Origin of the sequence: Maribacter taeanensis (genome assembly GCF_047345145.1) — a bacterium.
GTDB lineage: Bacteria > Bacteroidota > Bacteroidia > Flavobacteriales > Flavobacteriaceae > Maribacter_C.
In genome coordinates this window covers 600859-616086 of sequence record NZ_JBLFER010000001.1, presented here as the reverse complement: position 1 = coordinate 616086, position 15228 = coordinate 600859, and the positions used below count along the sequence as shown (strand labels likewise).

Here is a 15228-nt window from a genome sequence, read left to right as displayed (position 1 = left end):
CCATCGTTTTGCGAATAGCTGTCGTCATATTAAACTGGAATGGAAAGGGACTTTTAGAAAGTTACCTTCCATCTGTGGTGGAATATTCTGGTCAGGCGGACATCTATGTTGCTGATAATAATTCCTCAGATGATTCGGTAGCGTTTATAAAAGCAAATTATCCATCTATTAAAATCATACAAAATTCAGAGAATGGAGGTTTTGCGAAAGGATATAATGATGCCCTCAAATATATCGAAGCTGATATTTACTGTCTCCTTAACTCTGATGTTGAAGTAACTCCAAATTGGCTAGAACCTATCAAGGAGGCATTTTTAGAAATACCAAATGTTTCAATTCTACAGCCCAAAATATTAGATCTAAAAAAGAAAGATCATTTTGAATATGCCGGTGCAGCTGGCGGTTTTATTGATCAATTAGGCTATCCATTTTGTCGAGGCCGAATTTTTCAAGCCTTAGAAAAAGACGAGGGTCAATATGATGATGTTCAAGAAATTTTTTGGGCTACGGGCGCATGTATGTTTATAAGAAGTCAAGTTTTTCATGAGTTAGGTGGGTTTGATGAAGATTACTTTGCACATCAAGAAGAGGTAGATTTGTGCTGGCGTGCAAAAAATGCTGGACATAAGGCTTATTATATAGGACTATCAAAAGTGTATCACTTAGGAGGGTCCACCCTAAGTAACATGAATCCAAAAAAGACTTTTCTAAATTTTAGGAACTCCCTTTTTTCTATAACGAAGAATCTTCCTCGTCGAAAAGCCTCTATAATCATTTTCTTAAGATTAATTCTAGATGCGGTAGCAGCTATACGTTTTGTTTTTCAATTTAAATTCAGTCATTTTTTTGCAATACTCAAGGCTCATCTTAGCTTTTATAGGCATTTCGGAAAGATGTATCGCAAAAGAGAAAAAGCTAATTTTATATTAAATTACTATGCGAAGAAGTCCATTGTATGGTCGCACTTCGTACATCAAGAGAATGTTTTCAAAGTTTAGAGAAACATTAACTATGCCTAAAAAAGCATTGTAATACTATTTTCTATAATTTTGAAATAGATCAAACGATTTTTAATCAAATAACATTTTAATAAATACTTAAGTAACATCATTATGAAAAAACTGATTTTAGGCGTGTTGGGGGTTACCTTACTATTATCTTCTTGTGTATCACAAAAGAAATTTGCCGAAATGGAAGCGAAGGCTAAAGAAGCGCAAGACTTGCTTAACTCTGCGACAGTAAAACTAAATACTTGTTTAGAGGAGAAAGCTACTGCAACTTCTAGAATGTCAACCTTAGAAGATCAAAACGCGTTTTTAAAGGCGAATAATCAAGAATTGATTAATAATATGGGTAATCTTACGACCCTAACCACAAAAGGTGCAGAGAACTTAGAGAAGTCTCTTGAAAGTCTTCAAGAAAAAGATCTTACTATTCGTAAATTAAACGATGCAATAACACGTAGAGATTCTGTTAACCTTTCTTTGGTGCAGAGTTTGAAAGGCGTTTTGGGTAATCTTGATGATGAAGATATCGAAATTAGTGTTGAAAAAGGTGTTGTGTTCGTTTCGATTTCTGATAAATTATTATTTAGCAGCGGAAGCTATAATATTACCAGTAAAGCAAAAACGGTTTTAGGAAAAGTTGCTCAAGTAGTGAACAACAAGCCTGATTTTGAGTTTATGGTTGAAGGTCATACTGATGATGTACCTTACGGTAGAAAAGGTAATATTTTAGACAACTGGGATTTAAGTGTAAAACGAGCAACTGCTGTAGTGAGAGTTTTACAAAACGATTACGGAGTTGACCCTAAACGTATGACTGCAGCAGGTAGAGCAGAATATGTTCCTGTCTCAACGACAGAAAAATCAAAAAATAGAAGAACTAGAATTGTTGTTCTTCCAAAAATCGATCAGTTCTATAGCATGATTGAAGAAGGAATGAAAGATCCTGCAATCAATAATTAGACGTTAGACGTTAGACGTTAGACGTTAGACGTTAGACGTTAGAAATATCAAAAAAAAGCCATTGCTTTATCGCAATGGCTTTTTTTATTAGACACTTTGGTTATTTTTTTGTCTCTTGTCTCTTGTCTCTTGTCTCTTGTCTCTTAAAAAATATCCAAATCTCCTTTACCTTCTCGAATTACTTCTGGTTCATGTCCAGAAAGATTAATAACGGTAGAAGCTACGTTGTCACCATAACCACCATCAATAACAACATCCACAAGTTTTTCCCACTTTTCATAAATCAAATCTGGGTCCGTTGTATACTCAAGTAATTCGTCTTCATCACGAATTGAAGTAGATACTATTGGATTTTCTAACTCCTCAACTAAGGCTCTCGCGATAGCATTGTCAGGTACGCGAATACCAACTGTTTTTTTCTTTTTAAAGACCTTAGGAAGATTGTTATTTCCTGGAAGAACAAAAGTATAAGGTCCTGGTAAAGCTCTTTTTAAAATTTTAAAAGTAGCAGTATCAATTTGTCGAACATAATCGGATAGGTTACTCAAATCGGCACAAATAAAGGACCAATTTGCTTTGGCCAGCTTAATGTTTTTAATTCTTGCGATACGTTCTAGGGCCTTTGTATTGGTAATGTCACAACCGAGACCGTAAACCGTATCCGTTGGGTAGATCACTATACCTCCCTTTCTTAAGGTGTCAACAACCTTTTTGATTTCCTTAGGATTTGGGTTCTCTTCGTATATTTTGATGAATTCAGCCATATAGTATCCTATCTAAGATAAAACTTCCAAATTAAATGGTAAACATTCCAGGCTAAAAATACTACACTAATAGGGTTTAAGCTAGATAAGGTAAAAATGTTTACTTTTTAACAAATATTCTACGAATCAGTTGTATCCCTAACATATTTACCTTTTTTTTGTTGAAAAGAGAAACTATGAAAAAAATTACCCTTCTTTTCATTTTTTTAGTGACTGGAATTGCATCAGGACAGTATAATCAGAACGCCCCTTGGATGCAGGACTTAGAAAATAAGCAATCCTCCACTACTTCTAAAAGTTCCGATACCGAATCGTATACAATTGATGAAATATCAGCTTCATTTGATGCGTATTGGAAGAACCATGACCCGAATAAAAAAGGAAGTGGTTACAAACCTTTTATGCGATGGAAAACCTATTGGGAACAACTTGTTGGTACCGATGGAAAAATACCTAGCTCAAAACAATATTGGGAGAGTTATAAAAATAAAATTGACCTTGCAGGAAAAGCTGTAAACCCTACTAGTAATTGGACTTCAATAGGTCCTTTTTCACATGATGTTTTAGCAATTGGTCTACCTGGTCAAGGTCGGGTAAATGCGGTGGCAGTAGACCCTAACAATGCCAATACTTGGTATCTTGGTGCACCTGCTGGTGGATTGTGGAAGTCAACAGATGCGGGTGATTCTTGGACCAACTTATTTGACAACTTTCTTCAAATAGGAGTTTCTGGTATTGCGATTGATCCAAATAATTCAAATATAATTTACATTTCAACAGGAGATGATGATGCCTCACAGTCATTTAGTATTGGAGTCTTTAAATCTACAGATGGCGGTGTATCATGGAATCCAACTGGTCTAACCCCTGCTACTGGTGATTTCAACTTATTAATGAATGAAATTGTAGTCGATCCTTCAAATTCAAATACGATTTGGGTTGGCACCAATTTAGGGCTTCAAAAATCGGAAGATGGCGGGGCTACTTGGACTATTAAACAAGACGGTAATATTACAGATTTCAAGTTAAAACCAGGAGATAGTCAAACTATTTACGCCGTAGGCCGCCAGTCATACTATGTTTCAGTTGATGGTGGTGAAAACTTCACCCAGGTAACAGAAAATTTACCGGCAACCTCAGGTAGATTAGCTTTGGGTGTATCCCCCGCTGATCCAAACTTGGTCTACATCATAAGTGCAAATGTTGGTTCACAAGAATTTTCCTATCAAGGTTTATATAAATCAACTGATAGCGGTGCGAGTTTTGTGAAAACTGCTAATACGGTGGATATTTTTGAATCAAATCAAGCCTGGTTTGATTTGGCTATTGAAGTGTCACCTACTAATTCTGATGAAGTTTATATTGGCTGTCTAAACATTTGGAAAAGTACCAATGGTGGAGATAATTTTAGTCAATTGAACCAGTGGAATAATGCTTCACCATCCTATACACATGCAGATATCCACACATTAAAATTCTTTAACGGAAAATTATTCTGCGGTAGTGATGGAGGAATTTATATTTCAGATGATAATGGAACTACTTTTACAGACAAGACAGCAGGAGCAGCTATAAGTCAGTTTTATAGGATATCGGTCGCTAAGAACGATGCAGCTAAAATGGCGGGTGGTCTTCAAGACAACGCAGGCTTTTTGCGTAATAATGGGAATTGGAATGCATATACTGGAGGTGATGGTATGGATTATGAAGTTGACCCCAACAACAATAATTTGATTTACGGATTTTTACAATTCGGTGGTGTTCTTTATGTAACAACCGACTCTGGTCAAACATTAGGAGGAATTGGAGCACCTACAGATACGAACGGTAATACAATTCAAGGAAATTGGGTAACTCCCTTGGCAATTAGTGGTGAGGGTGATGTTTATGCAGGGTTCGATGGTTTATACAAGTTAGTAGGTAATGCTTGGGAAAAAAGTTCAAGTGTCGGTAGCGATAATTTTAATTTAAGAGACCTAGAGATCGATCCAAATAATCCTGATATAATTTATGCGGCTGTTTTCGCTAAACTGTACCGCAGTGTTAATGGTGGAGATTCTTTTAACATCTTAAATACCTTTGACTCAAACATCTCAGATATTGCTACCAATAGTTTTGATAGTAATATTGTTTACGTAACCACATCCAACGAAGTTGATGACCCACGTCGTACGCAACCAGATCTAAGAGGTGTTTTTAAGTTAACCATGGATGGCACAGATGTAACGGTGGATGAAATCACAGCTAATTTACCAACTGATCAAGCATTTTTTACAATTGTGCATCAAGGTAGAAATACAACTAACCCTCTATATGTAGGTACAAACTTAGGTGTTTATCGTATAGATGATACGCTCACAGAATGGGAAGATTACTTTACTGGTTTTCCAAATACGGGCGTTAGTGATTTAGAAATATCACTTGATGACGGCTTAATAACTGCGTCAACCTATGGAAGAGGTATTTGGCAATCTCCGGTACCAATACAGTTACCAGATAACGATATTAGAGTACTAAGCCTATCCCCTGAATCAAATGAAGTACTTTGTTCTGGCAACACTTTCATACCTGAACTTTTAGTTGAGAATAAGGGACTAAATGCAATTACTGAAATAGAGGTTTCTTATGAACTTAACGATGCCGCAACAGAAGTTTTTACTTGGACAGGGAATCTGGCATCAGGGAATACTACATCAATTGTTTTTCCAACAATAACGGATGCTATCGGCCCGATAACATTAAATGCAACGGCAAATATTGCCAACGATACTTTTACAGATAACAATACAGCCAGCACCAATTTTGTTCTAAACGAGTCAAGTGATGAAAATGTGACATTTACTTTCGAAAATGATAATAATCAATCTCTTATTATCTTTAACGAGGGTTCTGATGGCTCCGTTTGGGAAAGAGGTGTACCAACAGGGACATTACTTAATCAAGCAAGTTCAGGTACTCAGGTCCTTGGGACGGTTTTAGGTGGGAATCATCCTGATAATACAAGAGGTGTAATCACAAGTAGATGTTATGACCTATCAAACATTTTAGCACCCACTTTGAAATTCAACATGGCTTATGACCTTGAAATCAATTTTGATATAGTATTTGTTGAATATTCAAAAGATAATGGAGCCAATTGGGAAGTTCTAGGTAATATAAACAGTCAACCGAACTGGTATAATAGTGATAGAACAAATACCAATTCTGGGAGTGATAATGACTGCCAAAATTGCCCTGGCGCACAATGGACTGGTACAGATGCCACCTTAACAGAATACAGTTATGATTTTAATATAAATGCGGGAATGGGAGAAACTGATCTTACAGCAGAAACCAACATCGTTTTTCGAATTGTTTTTCAATCAGACCCCTCAGTAAATCAAGAAGGAGTAATCATAGATGATTTGGTTGTTACTAGTGCTATAGATGACGACGATGATGACAATGATGGTGTATTAGATATTGATGACAATTGTTCACTTGTTAGCAACGCAGACCAATCTGATAACGATATGGATGGCCTAGGTGATTTATGTGATACTGACGATGATAATGACGGTGTGCTAGATTTAGAAGATAACTGCCCTCTGACTGCAAATGCTGATCAAGCAGATTTCGATGGTGATGGTATTGGCGATATTTGTGATGATGATATTGACAATGATGGTATCTTAAACGCAGTTGATGTCTGCCCGAATACACCGCCTGGAGTTCCAGTTGATGTTGAAGGGTGTGAAGTATTCTCATTACCTGTAAATAACTTTAGAATTAAAACTTCAGGAGAATCTTGTATTTCAAGTAATAATGGAAGTATCAGTATTGAGGTGCTTGAAAGCCTCAATTATTCTGCGACGCTATCTAGCGGAGGAGATATTTTAGCTACGAATACTTTTACCGCAATGACATCTTTCAATGATTTATCAGCGGGTAATTATAGCCTTTGTATCACCTTAGATGAGGCGCCAGGTTATGAAAATTGTTTTGACCTTACCGTAACAGAACCTGAATCATTATCAGTAAGTTCTAAAGTGAGCGACTTGGAGAGTAAGGTTACACTTGACTTATCAGGTGGTGACACTTATTTTATCTCATTAAACGGAAAACTTACTACCACAAGCCAAAGTCAGATTACCTTAACGCTCTCTGAAGTAGAAAATAAAATCTCGATCAGTACAGATAAAACCTGTCAAGGTGTGCATGAAGAAACTATTTTTCTAAGTAATGAGCTTCTTATTTATCCCAATCCGATTGAAGGAGGTGATTTAACCATCTATTTGGGTAATATTACAAGTACAGATGTCCGACTATCCTTGTTTGCGACAAATGGAACGGTATTATTTAACAAGTCAGTTCCTGTTGATAACAGCAGTGTTAAATTAAACGTTGATTCTCTTTCAAAAGGAATTTACATTATAAACATTAAAGCGGATGGTGCGCTCTTAACTTATAAAATGATAAGAAAATGAAAGTATTATATAAACTAGCAGCAATTTCCCTATTATTAATGATGTCATGCGGCGGGGGCGGTGATGATGGCCCTCCACCTACACCTATGCCAGACCCTGTGGCGGATCCAAAGGCTACTACTTTAATTTTTCCAGAAAACAATACCGAGTGTAATGAGGGCGTTATTGTTGACGATGCAAGAAGTAGTGTAACTTTTCGTTGGAATGCTTCTGAAGACACAGATGAATATGAAGTAAATCTGCGCAACCTAATTTCAAATGAAACTACACTTTTTAAAGTCTTCAGAACGGAAGCATCTATTACTATCGATCGTGGATCACCCTATGAGTGGTTTGTTACTTCAAGTGCAAATGGTACAACGGTAACAGCTAGTAGTTCAATATTTAAGTTTTATAATCAAGGACCAGGAATCGAAAACTATGCTCCTTTTCCTGCTGAAGCTGTCAGCCCAATAAGAGGAGCTGATGTAACAAATACGACTGGTACATTAAGTCTTGAATGGAATGGAAGCGACATCGACGATGATATTACAGAATTTGAAGTGCTTTTTGGTACAGAGGCCATTCCGAACATATCAGTAGGAACCACAACAGACCAGACTTTCGAGGTTACGGTATTAGCTGGAAATACATATTATTGGAGAGTCATAAGCTCTGATAGTCAAGGAAACACCTCTCAATCTGAAATTTTTGAATTCAAAGTAAGTAGTTAATAAGTTCACATTTCATGTTTGAAATATGCGCTTAAATAAAATAAAAAATGAAAAATATAGCATTAGTTGTTTTTGCCGCAAGTTTGTTTGGCTGTTCTTCTCAAAAGAAACTTGAGGTTAATGACATTCCTTTTACACTGGGTAAAAGTACTGTCCAAGAATGGTTGGGTGGTAAAAAAGAAAGTGGTTCTGGGGCAAATCTGAAAATTGAAATTTCCGATACCTTAAAAGAAGTAAGTTTTCAAAAAGTATATTTTAGAGCACGCGCTTTAGATTGCACCACTGAAACTGAAGGTAATGAAACTTATGTTCTATCTTCATATAAAACCGGAGCTAAATCAGAGGAAACACTGAGAACTGAAGGAAAAAAAATGCAAAAAGCGTTTGATATTAAACCAACCGAAGCAGTTTTAGAATATACTAGCGATGATGGTAAAACTCACTATGTGAAAGTCTCAGGGATTAAAGAAATGGCTCCTGAAGCCCTTCGTAGTATGCCTAAAAATTAAGAGAAAATAATATTCATAAATAAAGACCCCATAAAATTAATTTTATGGGGTCTTTGATTTAAGTTGTCCAATATTTTAATCTCGATCAATATCTTTAATTTCTCCTGCTGCGTACATATCTTTAATTTCTTGAGTAGTAACGACATATATATCGTCGGGATAGTTCTCCTCTTTATCAATTTTATAGATAGCGCTTAGTTTGTCAATTTCATAGTCATTCTGATTAATATACATGCTATCTTGAAAAACTTCAACTACCTTGAAGGTAGAATAGCTATTGCTATCCGTTTTAAAAGTATATATGTCATACATCGCTGGGTTTTCAACTAACTCAGCTACTCTTTCTTCAGTTTGCTTACTAGAGTAGAATCCCCAGCAGATCAAGAGAGCTATGACACCTAATCCAGAATATTTCCATAAGGGGGTTTTTACATCACTAAGGAAGTTTTTGTAATCCATTTTACCATCCTCACCCAATTCCTTCTTCTTAAATCCTTTATGACAATGCTGACATTCAAAGACGCCAACTTTTCCCATGGGAAAAAGTGGAATCCAAAATATGTGCGCATGACGCCCGTAGGTGCTTGCGGTCAATGAACCTTTTGTTTGGCAATTCGGACAAGTCGCATTGCGAAGTTTATCTGATTTTAAATGTGTGGCTCTGCTTCCGTAGATAATCATAAGAGGTTGGTTTTTATATGAATACTGGTGTAAAGAACGGAAGTATTGAAGTTTTATTTCTCCCTGAAAACAGGTATTTAAAAATAGAGTAAAGTGTTATCCTATAACTTCAAGCTTAGCGAAACGCAGTAATAGTTTCTTAATATCCCCTTTATCAAATTGAATTTCAGCTTTCTTATCATTACCAACCCCTTCAACTTTAAGGACCTTACCTCTGCCAAATCTGGTATGATTAACTAAACTTCCTTCAGCTAAATTTGGATCTACTGTATTGGTGTTTGCGGAAGGAGAAGCTAATTGAGGCTTTAACTTTCGAAGCTTTCGAAGTTGATTTTCATTGGGCTTACCAACTAACGGTGGAGTTCCATTTTTGGGTTTTGTCTGACGGAGTTTGCTTTTATCAACTTCCCCGAAAATATCATTGTCAATCAAAGGTTTGTAGCGATAGGATGCTCTATCAATTGGCACTTGGTTATCTACGAATTTCTCATCGATTTCTTCTAGAAAACGACTAGGTTCTGCGTCTATCAGTTTCCCCCAACGATAGCGGTTTTGAGTATAGGTCAAATAGGCTTGTTTCTCGGCACGAGTCAGGGCAACATAAAACAACCTTCGCTCCTCTTCCAGCTCACTACGGGTGTTCATGCTCATTCCTGATGGGAATAAATCCTCCTCCATGCCAACAATATAAACATGTGGAAATTCTAGCCCTTTCGCCAAATGAATCGTCATTAATGCAACGCGGTCATCATCACCAGTATCTTTATCTAAATCAGTTGCTAAGGCTACATCTTCCAAGAATTCTGAAATTTTTCCTGTGGCTTCATCTATTTCTTTTTGTCCTTCTACGAAGTCTTGAATACCGTTTAGAAGCTCCTCGATATTCTCCATACGGGCAATGCCTTCGGGCGTTCCATCTTTTTTAAACTCCAATAGAATACCCGTCTTTTTCGAAACATGTTCTGCAAGAACGAAAGCATCTGCGCTTTCATTCATAATCTGAAAACTCTGAATCATGGTAACGAAGTCTTGAAGCTTTCGTTTCGTACCCGAATTTATTTTTAAATCAATGCGGTCGATATTTTCAATGACCTCAAAAATCGAACGTCCATAATGATTTGCTGCAACAACAAGTTTATCAATTGTAGTTTGACCTATTCCCCGTGTTGGGAAATTAATAACACGTTTCAGCGCCTCCTCATCTTTCGGATTGATGACCAATCGTAAATAGGAAAGTACATCTTTAATCTCTTTTCTTTGATAGAATGACAATCCCCCATAAATACGATACGGAATATCGCGTTTACGGAGAGCATCTTCAATTGACCGTGACTGGGAATTCGTACGGTACAAGACCGCAAAATTACCGTTTGGCATTTGATGCTGCATACGATTCTCCCAAATGGAATTTGCAACATAACGTCCCTCTTCAGCATCGGTAGGACTTCGATGTATAATAATTGGTGGGCCGTCATCATTTGCTGTCCACACCACTTTTTCGAGTTGATCTTTGTTATTTGCAATAATCGAGTTAGCCGCTTGAACAATGTTTTTGGTAGAACGGTAATTCTGTTCCAAACGATACATTCCTACATCATCATAGTCCTTTTGAAAATTCAGAATATTACTAATGTTCGCGCCACGGAAAGAATAAATACTCTGGGCATCATCACCCACAACACAAATGTTTTGATATCTATCTGATAGCGCCTTAACTATTAGGTATTGCGAGTGATTGGTATCTTGATACTCATCCACCAAAATATACCGAAAACGGTCTTGATATTTCGCCAATACATCAGGGAAACGATTCAACAACTCATTGGTTCGTAACAGTAAATCATCAAAATCCATTGCGCCAGCCTTGAAGCAACGTTCTACATAATTATGATAAATATCACCCATCCGCGGGCGTTTTGCCATCGCATCTGCTTCAACCAATTCCGGATTATTTAAATAAGCCTTAACCGTAATTAAACTGTTTTTATAGGAGGATATTCGGTTCTGTACTTGCTTGTATTTATAGATATCCTTATCCAATCCCATTTCCTTAATGATGGAAGCAATAAGTCGTTGAGAATCTTGAGTATCGTAAATTGTGAAATTACTTGGGTACCCTAATTTATCGCCGTCGTAACGCAACAATTTAGCAAAAACGGAATGGAAAGTTCCCATCCACAAATTCTTGGTTTCCGTGGTACCGGCGATATCAGCAATACGCTTTTTCATTTCACGTGCTGCCTTGTTCGTAAAGGTCAACGCTAAAATATTAAAAGCATCTACTCCTTGCGCCATTAAATGAGCAATCCGAAAAGTAAGTACACGGGTTTTGCCCGAACCTGCGCCCGCAATAACCATTAACGGGCCATCTTTGTGCAAAACCGGTGCCCTTTGGGCCTCATTCAACTGGTCAATAAAATTCTCCAAAAGTGTCTTTAAAAAATTAGTATAAGGGACGGTGAATTTAGCCATAATACCCCTTATTCTAAAAACTTCATTTCAATAATTATGAACAATGCTACAAGGGTTTTAACGAATTTGAATATATTTAGAGACTGAACTACTTTGAATGAAAAGAATATACCTTTTTGCCGTATTAGTCGGACTTCTTTCACAAACTTCCTTAACAGCTCAAACGAAGGAAACCGGACCCATCATAAAAGATTACGGAAAAGTCTGGGCCATTGATAATCCGGACTTCAAAGTTGACCCATCCAAAGAATACAAAGCCGTTTTTGACATCATGAATAGTCCTGAAAATCATGAATCGGTAAATGCAACTATTGAAACAGCCGCTCGATTTTTGAATATGCATGCACAAAGTGGTATTCCTGCGGAAAACTTAAAAGTTGCATTGGTAGTTCATAACAAAGCTTCGAAAGATGTCATCACAAGCGAAGCCTATCAAAAGAAATATGGAACTGACAACCCGAATCAAGAACTTATAAAAGCATTGATGGATGCCGGCGGACAAATTATTTTCTGTGGACAGTCCTCATTATCAAGAGGTTTTCCAAGGGAGGACTTAATAGAAGGTGTTCAGCTATCGTTATCAGCGATGACTGCCTTAATACAATTACAAGACGAAGATTTTAGACTAATTAAATTTTAAATAGATTCCTGCCGGAGTTCACCCTGAGCGTAGACGAAGGACGGGAATGAAAAACAAGCTCAATAATTATGAAGAAGTTACTAATAGCAACAATGCTATTCACAGGATGCTTTGCGATAGCACAAGGTCCTAATTTACAAAAAGACTACACAGCCGTAGAAAGTAAAGTGGTTGAATGGCGTCGTGATATTCATCAGAATCCGGAGTTGGGAAACCGTGAATTTAAAACCGCTGAGAAGATTGCGAAACATCTAAAATCTTTAGGCATCGAAGTACAAACCGGTGTGGCTCATACGGGAGTTGTAGGTTTATTAAAAGGTGACAAACCCGGAAAAGTAGTTGCCTTGAGAGCAGATATTGATGCGCTACCGGTGATTGAACGCAATGACCTTCCATACAAATCGACCGTTACTTCAGAATTTCTAGGTGAGAAAGTCGGAGTAATGCACGCATGTGGACACGACACGCATACCGCTATTTTAATGGGAGTTGCCGAAGTTTTGTCTAAAAACAAGGATAAGATAAAAGGAACAGTAAAGTTTATTTTCCAACCTTCTGAGGAAGGACCACCACCTGGTGAAGAAGGAGGTGCCTTACTTATGGTGAAAGAAGGCGTTATGGAAAATCCAAAAGTTGATGCCATTTTCGGATTGCATATCAATTCTCAGACTCCAGTGGGCATGATTCGCTATAAATCTGGAGGAACTATGGCTGCTGCGCAGAGTTTTACCATTAAAGTAAACGGTAAGCAGAGTCACGGTTCTCAGCCTTGGTCCGGTGTTGATCCTATTTTAATTAGCGCTAAAATCATTGACGGCCTTCAAACTATAATTAGTAGAGAAACGGAACTCACCAACGAAGCTGCGGTAATTACCGTTGGTAAAATAAAAAGCGGTGTTCGTTTTAATATCATTCCTGAAAGTGCTGAAATGATTGGCACCATTCGTACACTTGATTATGATATGAAAGATAAATTGAACAAACGTATGGTAGAAATGGTCGAGACTATCGCCAAAGCCTACGGAGGTACTGCTACCTGTGAAATCAAAGATGCTACGGACATTACCTACAACCACCCTGAATTGGTATCGCAAATGTTGCCTACCATAAAACGTACTGCTGGAGAGGAAAACGTATTTATTCAAAAGGCGATAACTGGGGCTGAAGATTTCTCTTATTTTCAAAGAGAAGCACCCGGATTCTTCTTTTTCTTAGGAGGAATGACTCCTGGGAATACCGAATCTTTTCCGCACCACACACCTGATTTTTTAATCGATGACAGTGGACTGATATTGGGAGTGAAAACCTTAACTGAGATGAGTTTGGATTATCTTAACAGTGATAAAACTCCAATGTTGGAAGAGGAAATAAAAGGAAAATAAAAGTCCTTAATATGGACCTGAATTTAATTGCGATTTGTAAATGGATGTATTTTTAAATACACTTTCTGCCGTACCTTGGTGGGGATATGTTCTAGGTTTTCTTGCGATTGTTGCGATTCGAGATATTTTTTTTCAAAAAGCACATACCATATCGCATAACTACCCTGTAGTTGGACATTTGCGTTATTGGCTGGAAAGTATTGGTCCTGAAATGCGGCAGTATTTTGTCGCGAACAATCGTGAAGAGCTCCCATTTAATCGTATTGAAAGAGGCTGGATTTATGCCTCTGCCAAAAAGGAGAACAATTACGAAGGTTTTGGAACAGACCGAGACATTTATGCGCACCAGCACATTTTCGTAAAGAATCAGATGATGGCTTTCAAAACTTCTGAAGGTCATCCAAATACTGAACATAAAGATTTTGTGCCCTGCGCTAAAGTTATGGGCGCGTACAACAAAAGAAGAAAGCCATATCGTCCTGCATCAGTAATTAATGTTTCGGCGATGAGTTTTGGTTCGCTATCGGCAGCGGCCGTTGAGGCTTTAAACAAAGGAGTTGCCAAAGCACAAGCTTTTCATAATACCGGGGAAGGCGGACTCTCCCCCTATCACAAGCAAGGTGGCGATGTCGTTTTTCACTTCGGAACAGGGTATTTCGGAGTTCGTTCTTCGGATGGGAATTTTTCCTTGGAAAAAATGAAGCAATTAGTAGAAGATAATCCCTGTATCAAAGCCATTGAAATCAAATTGTCTCAAGGCGCCAAACCAGGAAAAGGAGGTGTACTTCCTGGAGCTAAAATCACAAAGGAAATCGCAGAGATACGAGGTGTAGAAGTTGGGAAGGATGTCCTCTCCCCTGCTACTCATAAAGCTTTTAGCAACGTTTCTGAATTAATGGAATTAATCGAGACCATTGCAGACGCAACCGGATTACCCGTCGGAATCAAAGGAGCAATAGGAAAACTAGACCAATGGGAAGAATTGGCAGAAATCATGCTAAAAACAGGAAAAGGTCCTGACTTTATTGCTGTAGATGGCGGTGAAGGTGGAACCGGAGCTGCTCCCCCATCTTTTGCTGACCATGTTTCTTTACCTTGGGTGTATGGGTTTTCAAGTTTATACAAAGTCTTTCAAACGCGAAATCTAACCAATCGTATTGTTTTCATCGGAAGTGGGAAACTAGGCTTCCCTGCTAAAGCTGCCATGGCATTCGCCATGGGTGTCGACTGTATTAATGTAGCCCGTGAAGCCATGATGAGTATTGGCTGTATTCAGGCTCAAATATGTCATACGAACAAATGCCCTGCGGGAATTGCCACACAAAATAAATGGCGTCAGAATGGAATTAGCATTCCCTTAAAATCGGACCGTCTAGCACAATACTTCAAAACCTTTCGAAAAGAGTTGGTGGAAATCACTCATGCTGCGGGTTACGAGCACCCTTGTCAGTTTACCATGCACGATATTCAGGTAAATGTTGACGATATGGATTTGACTCGAAATTTACGGACGACTTATGGCTACAACAAGACCCTAGTCCCTTTTCAAGGTACCCAAGAACTCTATGATTGCGCGTACCTGGGCGGAAAGAATTTCGATTAAATCTAGAAATGCTATACTTTTACGCTGTGTT

11 protein-coding genes are annotated in these 15228 nt (G+C 37.9%); 8 read left to right on the top strand and 3 right to left on the bottom strand.

The genetic code is table 11. The annotated features are described in order from the left end of the window. Positions 1–8: 8 nt before the first annotated feature. Positions 9–998, top strand: coding sequence for a glycosyltransferase family 2 protein (locus ACKWCD_RS02635; protein ID WP_413982374.1), 990 nt, complete (start codon positions 9–11; stop codon positions 996–998). 114 nt (positions 999–1112) lie between these two features. Beyond that, on the top strand, positions 1113–1967 hold the full coding sequence (locus ACKWCD_RS02630; protein ID WP_413982373.1) for an OmpA/MotB family protein: 855 nt from the start codon (positions 1113–1115) through the stop codon (positions 1965–1967). Positions 1968–2110: 143 nt separating this feature from the next. Here ACKWCD_RS02630 and ACKWCD_RS02625 read toward each other — a convergent pair whose 3' ends face one another. Then, positions 2111–2731 (bottom strand): L-threonylcarbamoyladenylate synthase, encoded by a 621-nt coding sequence (locus ACKWCD_RS02625; protein ID WP_413982372.1) that lies wholly within the window; start codon positions 2729–2731, stop codon positions 2111–2113. Between the two features lie 176 nt (positions 2732–2907). Between ACKWCD_RS02625 and ACKWCD_RS02620 the strand changes: the two genes are divergently transcribed. Genes ACKWCD_RS02620 through ACKWCD_RS02610 form a run of 3 tightly spaced genes read left to right on the top strand, consistent with a single transcriptional unit; the run spans position 2908 to position 8419 of the window. Next, positions 2908–7197 (top strand): thrombospondin type 3 repeat-containing protein, encoded by a 4290-nt coding sequence (locus ACKWCD_RS02620; RefSeq protein WP_413982371.1) that lies wholly within the window; start codon positions 2908–2910, stop codon positions 7195–7197. Beyond that, the gene (locus tag ACKWCD_RS02615) at positions 7194–7910 is read left to right on the top strand and encodes a hypothetical protein (RefSeq protein ID WP_413982370.1); all 717 of its coding nucleotides are present in this window, start codon (positions 7194–7196) and stop codon (positions 7908–7910) included. The genes ACKWCD_RS02620 and ACKWCD_RS02615 overlap by 4 nt, the downstream gene beginning before the upstream one ends. Before the next feature lie 47 nt (positions 7911–7957). Continuing rightward, complete coding sequence (locus ACKWCD_RS02610; protein WP_413982369.1) at positions 7958–8419, top strand: hypothetical protein; 462 nt, start codon at positions 7958–7960, stop codon at positions 8417–8419. Between the two features lie 75 nt (positions 8420–8494). On the opposite strand, the gene ACKWCD_RS02605 is transcribed toward ACKWCD_RS02610, so the two are convergent. Together ACKWCD_RS02605 and ACKWCD_RS02600 are read right to left on the bottom strand one after the other, a co-directional pair. Further along, positions 8495–9100, bottom strand: coding sequence for a hypothetical protein (locus tag ACKWCD_RS02605; RefSeq protein WP_413982368.1), 606 nt, complete (start codon positions 9098–9100; stop codon positions 8495–8497). Positions 9101–9196: 96 nt separating this feature from the next. After that, the gene (locus ACKWCD_RS02600) at positions 9197–11572 is read right to left on the bottom strand and encodes an ATP-dependent helicase (RefSeq protein WP_413982367.1); all 2376 of its coding nucleotides are present in this window, start codon (positions 11570–11572) and stop codon (positions 9197–9199) included. 97 nt (positions 11573–11669) lie between these two features. On the opposite strand from ACKWCD_RS02600, the gene ACKWCD_RS02595 reads away from it, so the two are divergent. The 3 genes from ACKWCD_RS02595 to ACKWCD_RS02585 all read left to right on the top strand — a co-directional run bounded on the left by ACKWCD_RS02595 (position 11670) and on the right by ACKWCD_RS02585 (position 15197). Beyond that, positions 11670–12212 (top strand): DsrE family protein, encoded by a 543-nt coding sequence (locus ACKWCD_RS02595; protein WP_413982366.1) that lies wholly within the window; start codon positions 11670–11672, stop codon positions 12210–12212. Between the two features lie 68 nt (positions 12213–12280). Beyond that, complete coding sequence (locus ACKWCD_RS02590) at positions 12281–13594, top strand: amidohydrolase (RefSeq protein ID WP_413982365.1); 1314 nt, start codon at positions 12281–12283, stop codon at positions 13592–13594. 40 nt (positions 13595–13634) lie between these two features. Further along, positions 13635–15197 (top strand): FMN-binding glutamate synthase family protein, encoded by a 1563-nt coding sequence (locus tag ACKWCD_RS02585; RefSeq protein WP_413982364.1) that lies wholly within the window; start codon positions 13635–13637, stop codon positions 15195–15197. The last annotated feature ends 31 nt before the right edge of the window (positions 15198–15228 follow it).

Bases quoted from the DNA above. Each gene is read 5' to 3' on its own strand.
- ACKWCD_RS02630 (WP_413982373.1), top strand. From the start codon at position 1,113: ATGAAAAAACTGATTTTAGGCGTGTTGGGGGTTACCTTACTATTATCT.
- ACKWCD_RS02625 (WP_413982372.1), bottom strand. From the start codon at position 2,731: ATGGCTGAATTCATCAAAATATACGAAGAGAACCCAAATCCTAAGGAA.
- ACKWCD_RS02620 (WP_413982371.1), top strand. From the start codon at position 2,908: ATGAAAAAAATTACCCTTCTTTTCATTTTTTTAGTGACTGGAATTGCA.
- ACKWCD_RS02615 (WP_413982370.1), top strand. From the start codon at position 7,194: ATGAAAGTATTATATAAACTAGCAGCAATTTCCCTATTATTAATGATG.
- ACKWCD_RS02610 (WP_413982369.1), top strand. From the start codon at position 7,958: ATGAAAAATATAGCATTAGTTGTTTTTGCCGCAAGTTTGTTTGGCTGT.
- ACKWCD_RS02605 (WP_413982368.1), bottom strand. From the start codon at position 9,100: ATGATTATCTACGGAAGCAGAGCCACACATTTAAAATCAGATAAACTT.
- ACKWCD_RS02600 (WP_413982367.1), bottom strand. From the start codon at position 11,572: ATGGCTAAATTCACCGTCCCTTATACTAATTTTTTAAAGACACTTTTG.
- ACKWCD_RS02595 (WP_413982366.1), top strand. From the start codon at position 11,670: ATGAAAAGAATATACCTTTTTGCCGTATTAGTCGGACTTCTTTCACAA.
- ACKWCD_RS02590 (WP_413982365.1), top strand. From the start codon at position 12,281: ATGAAGAAGTTACTAATAGCAACAATGCTATTCACAGGATGCTTTGCG.
- ACKWCD_RS02585 (WP_413982364.1), top strand. From the start codon at position 13,635: ATGGATGTATTTTTAAATACACTTTCTGCCGTACCTTGGTGGGGATAT.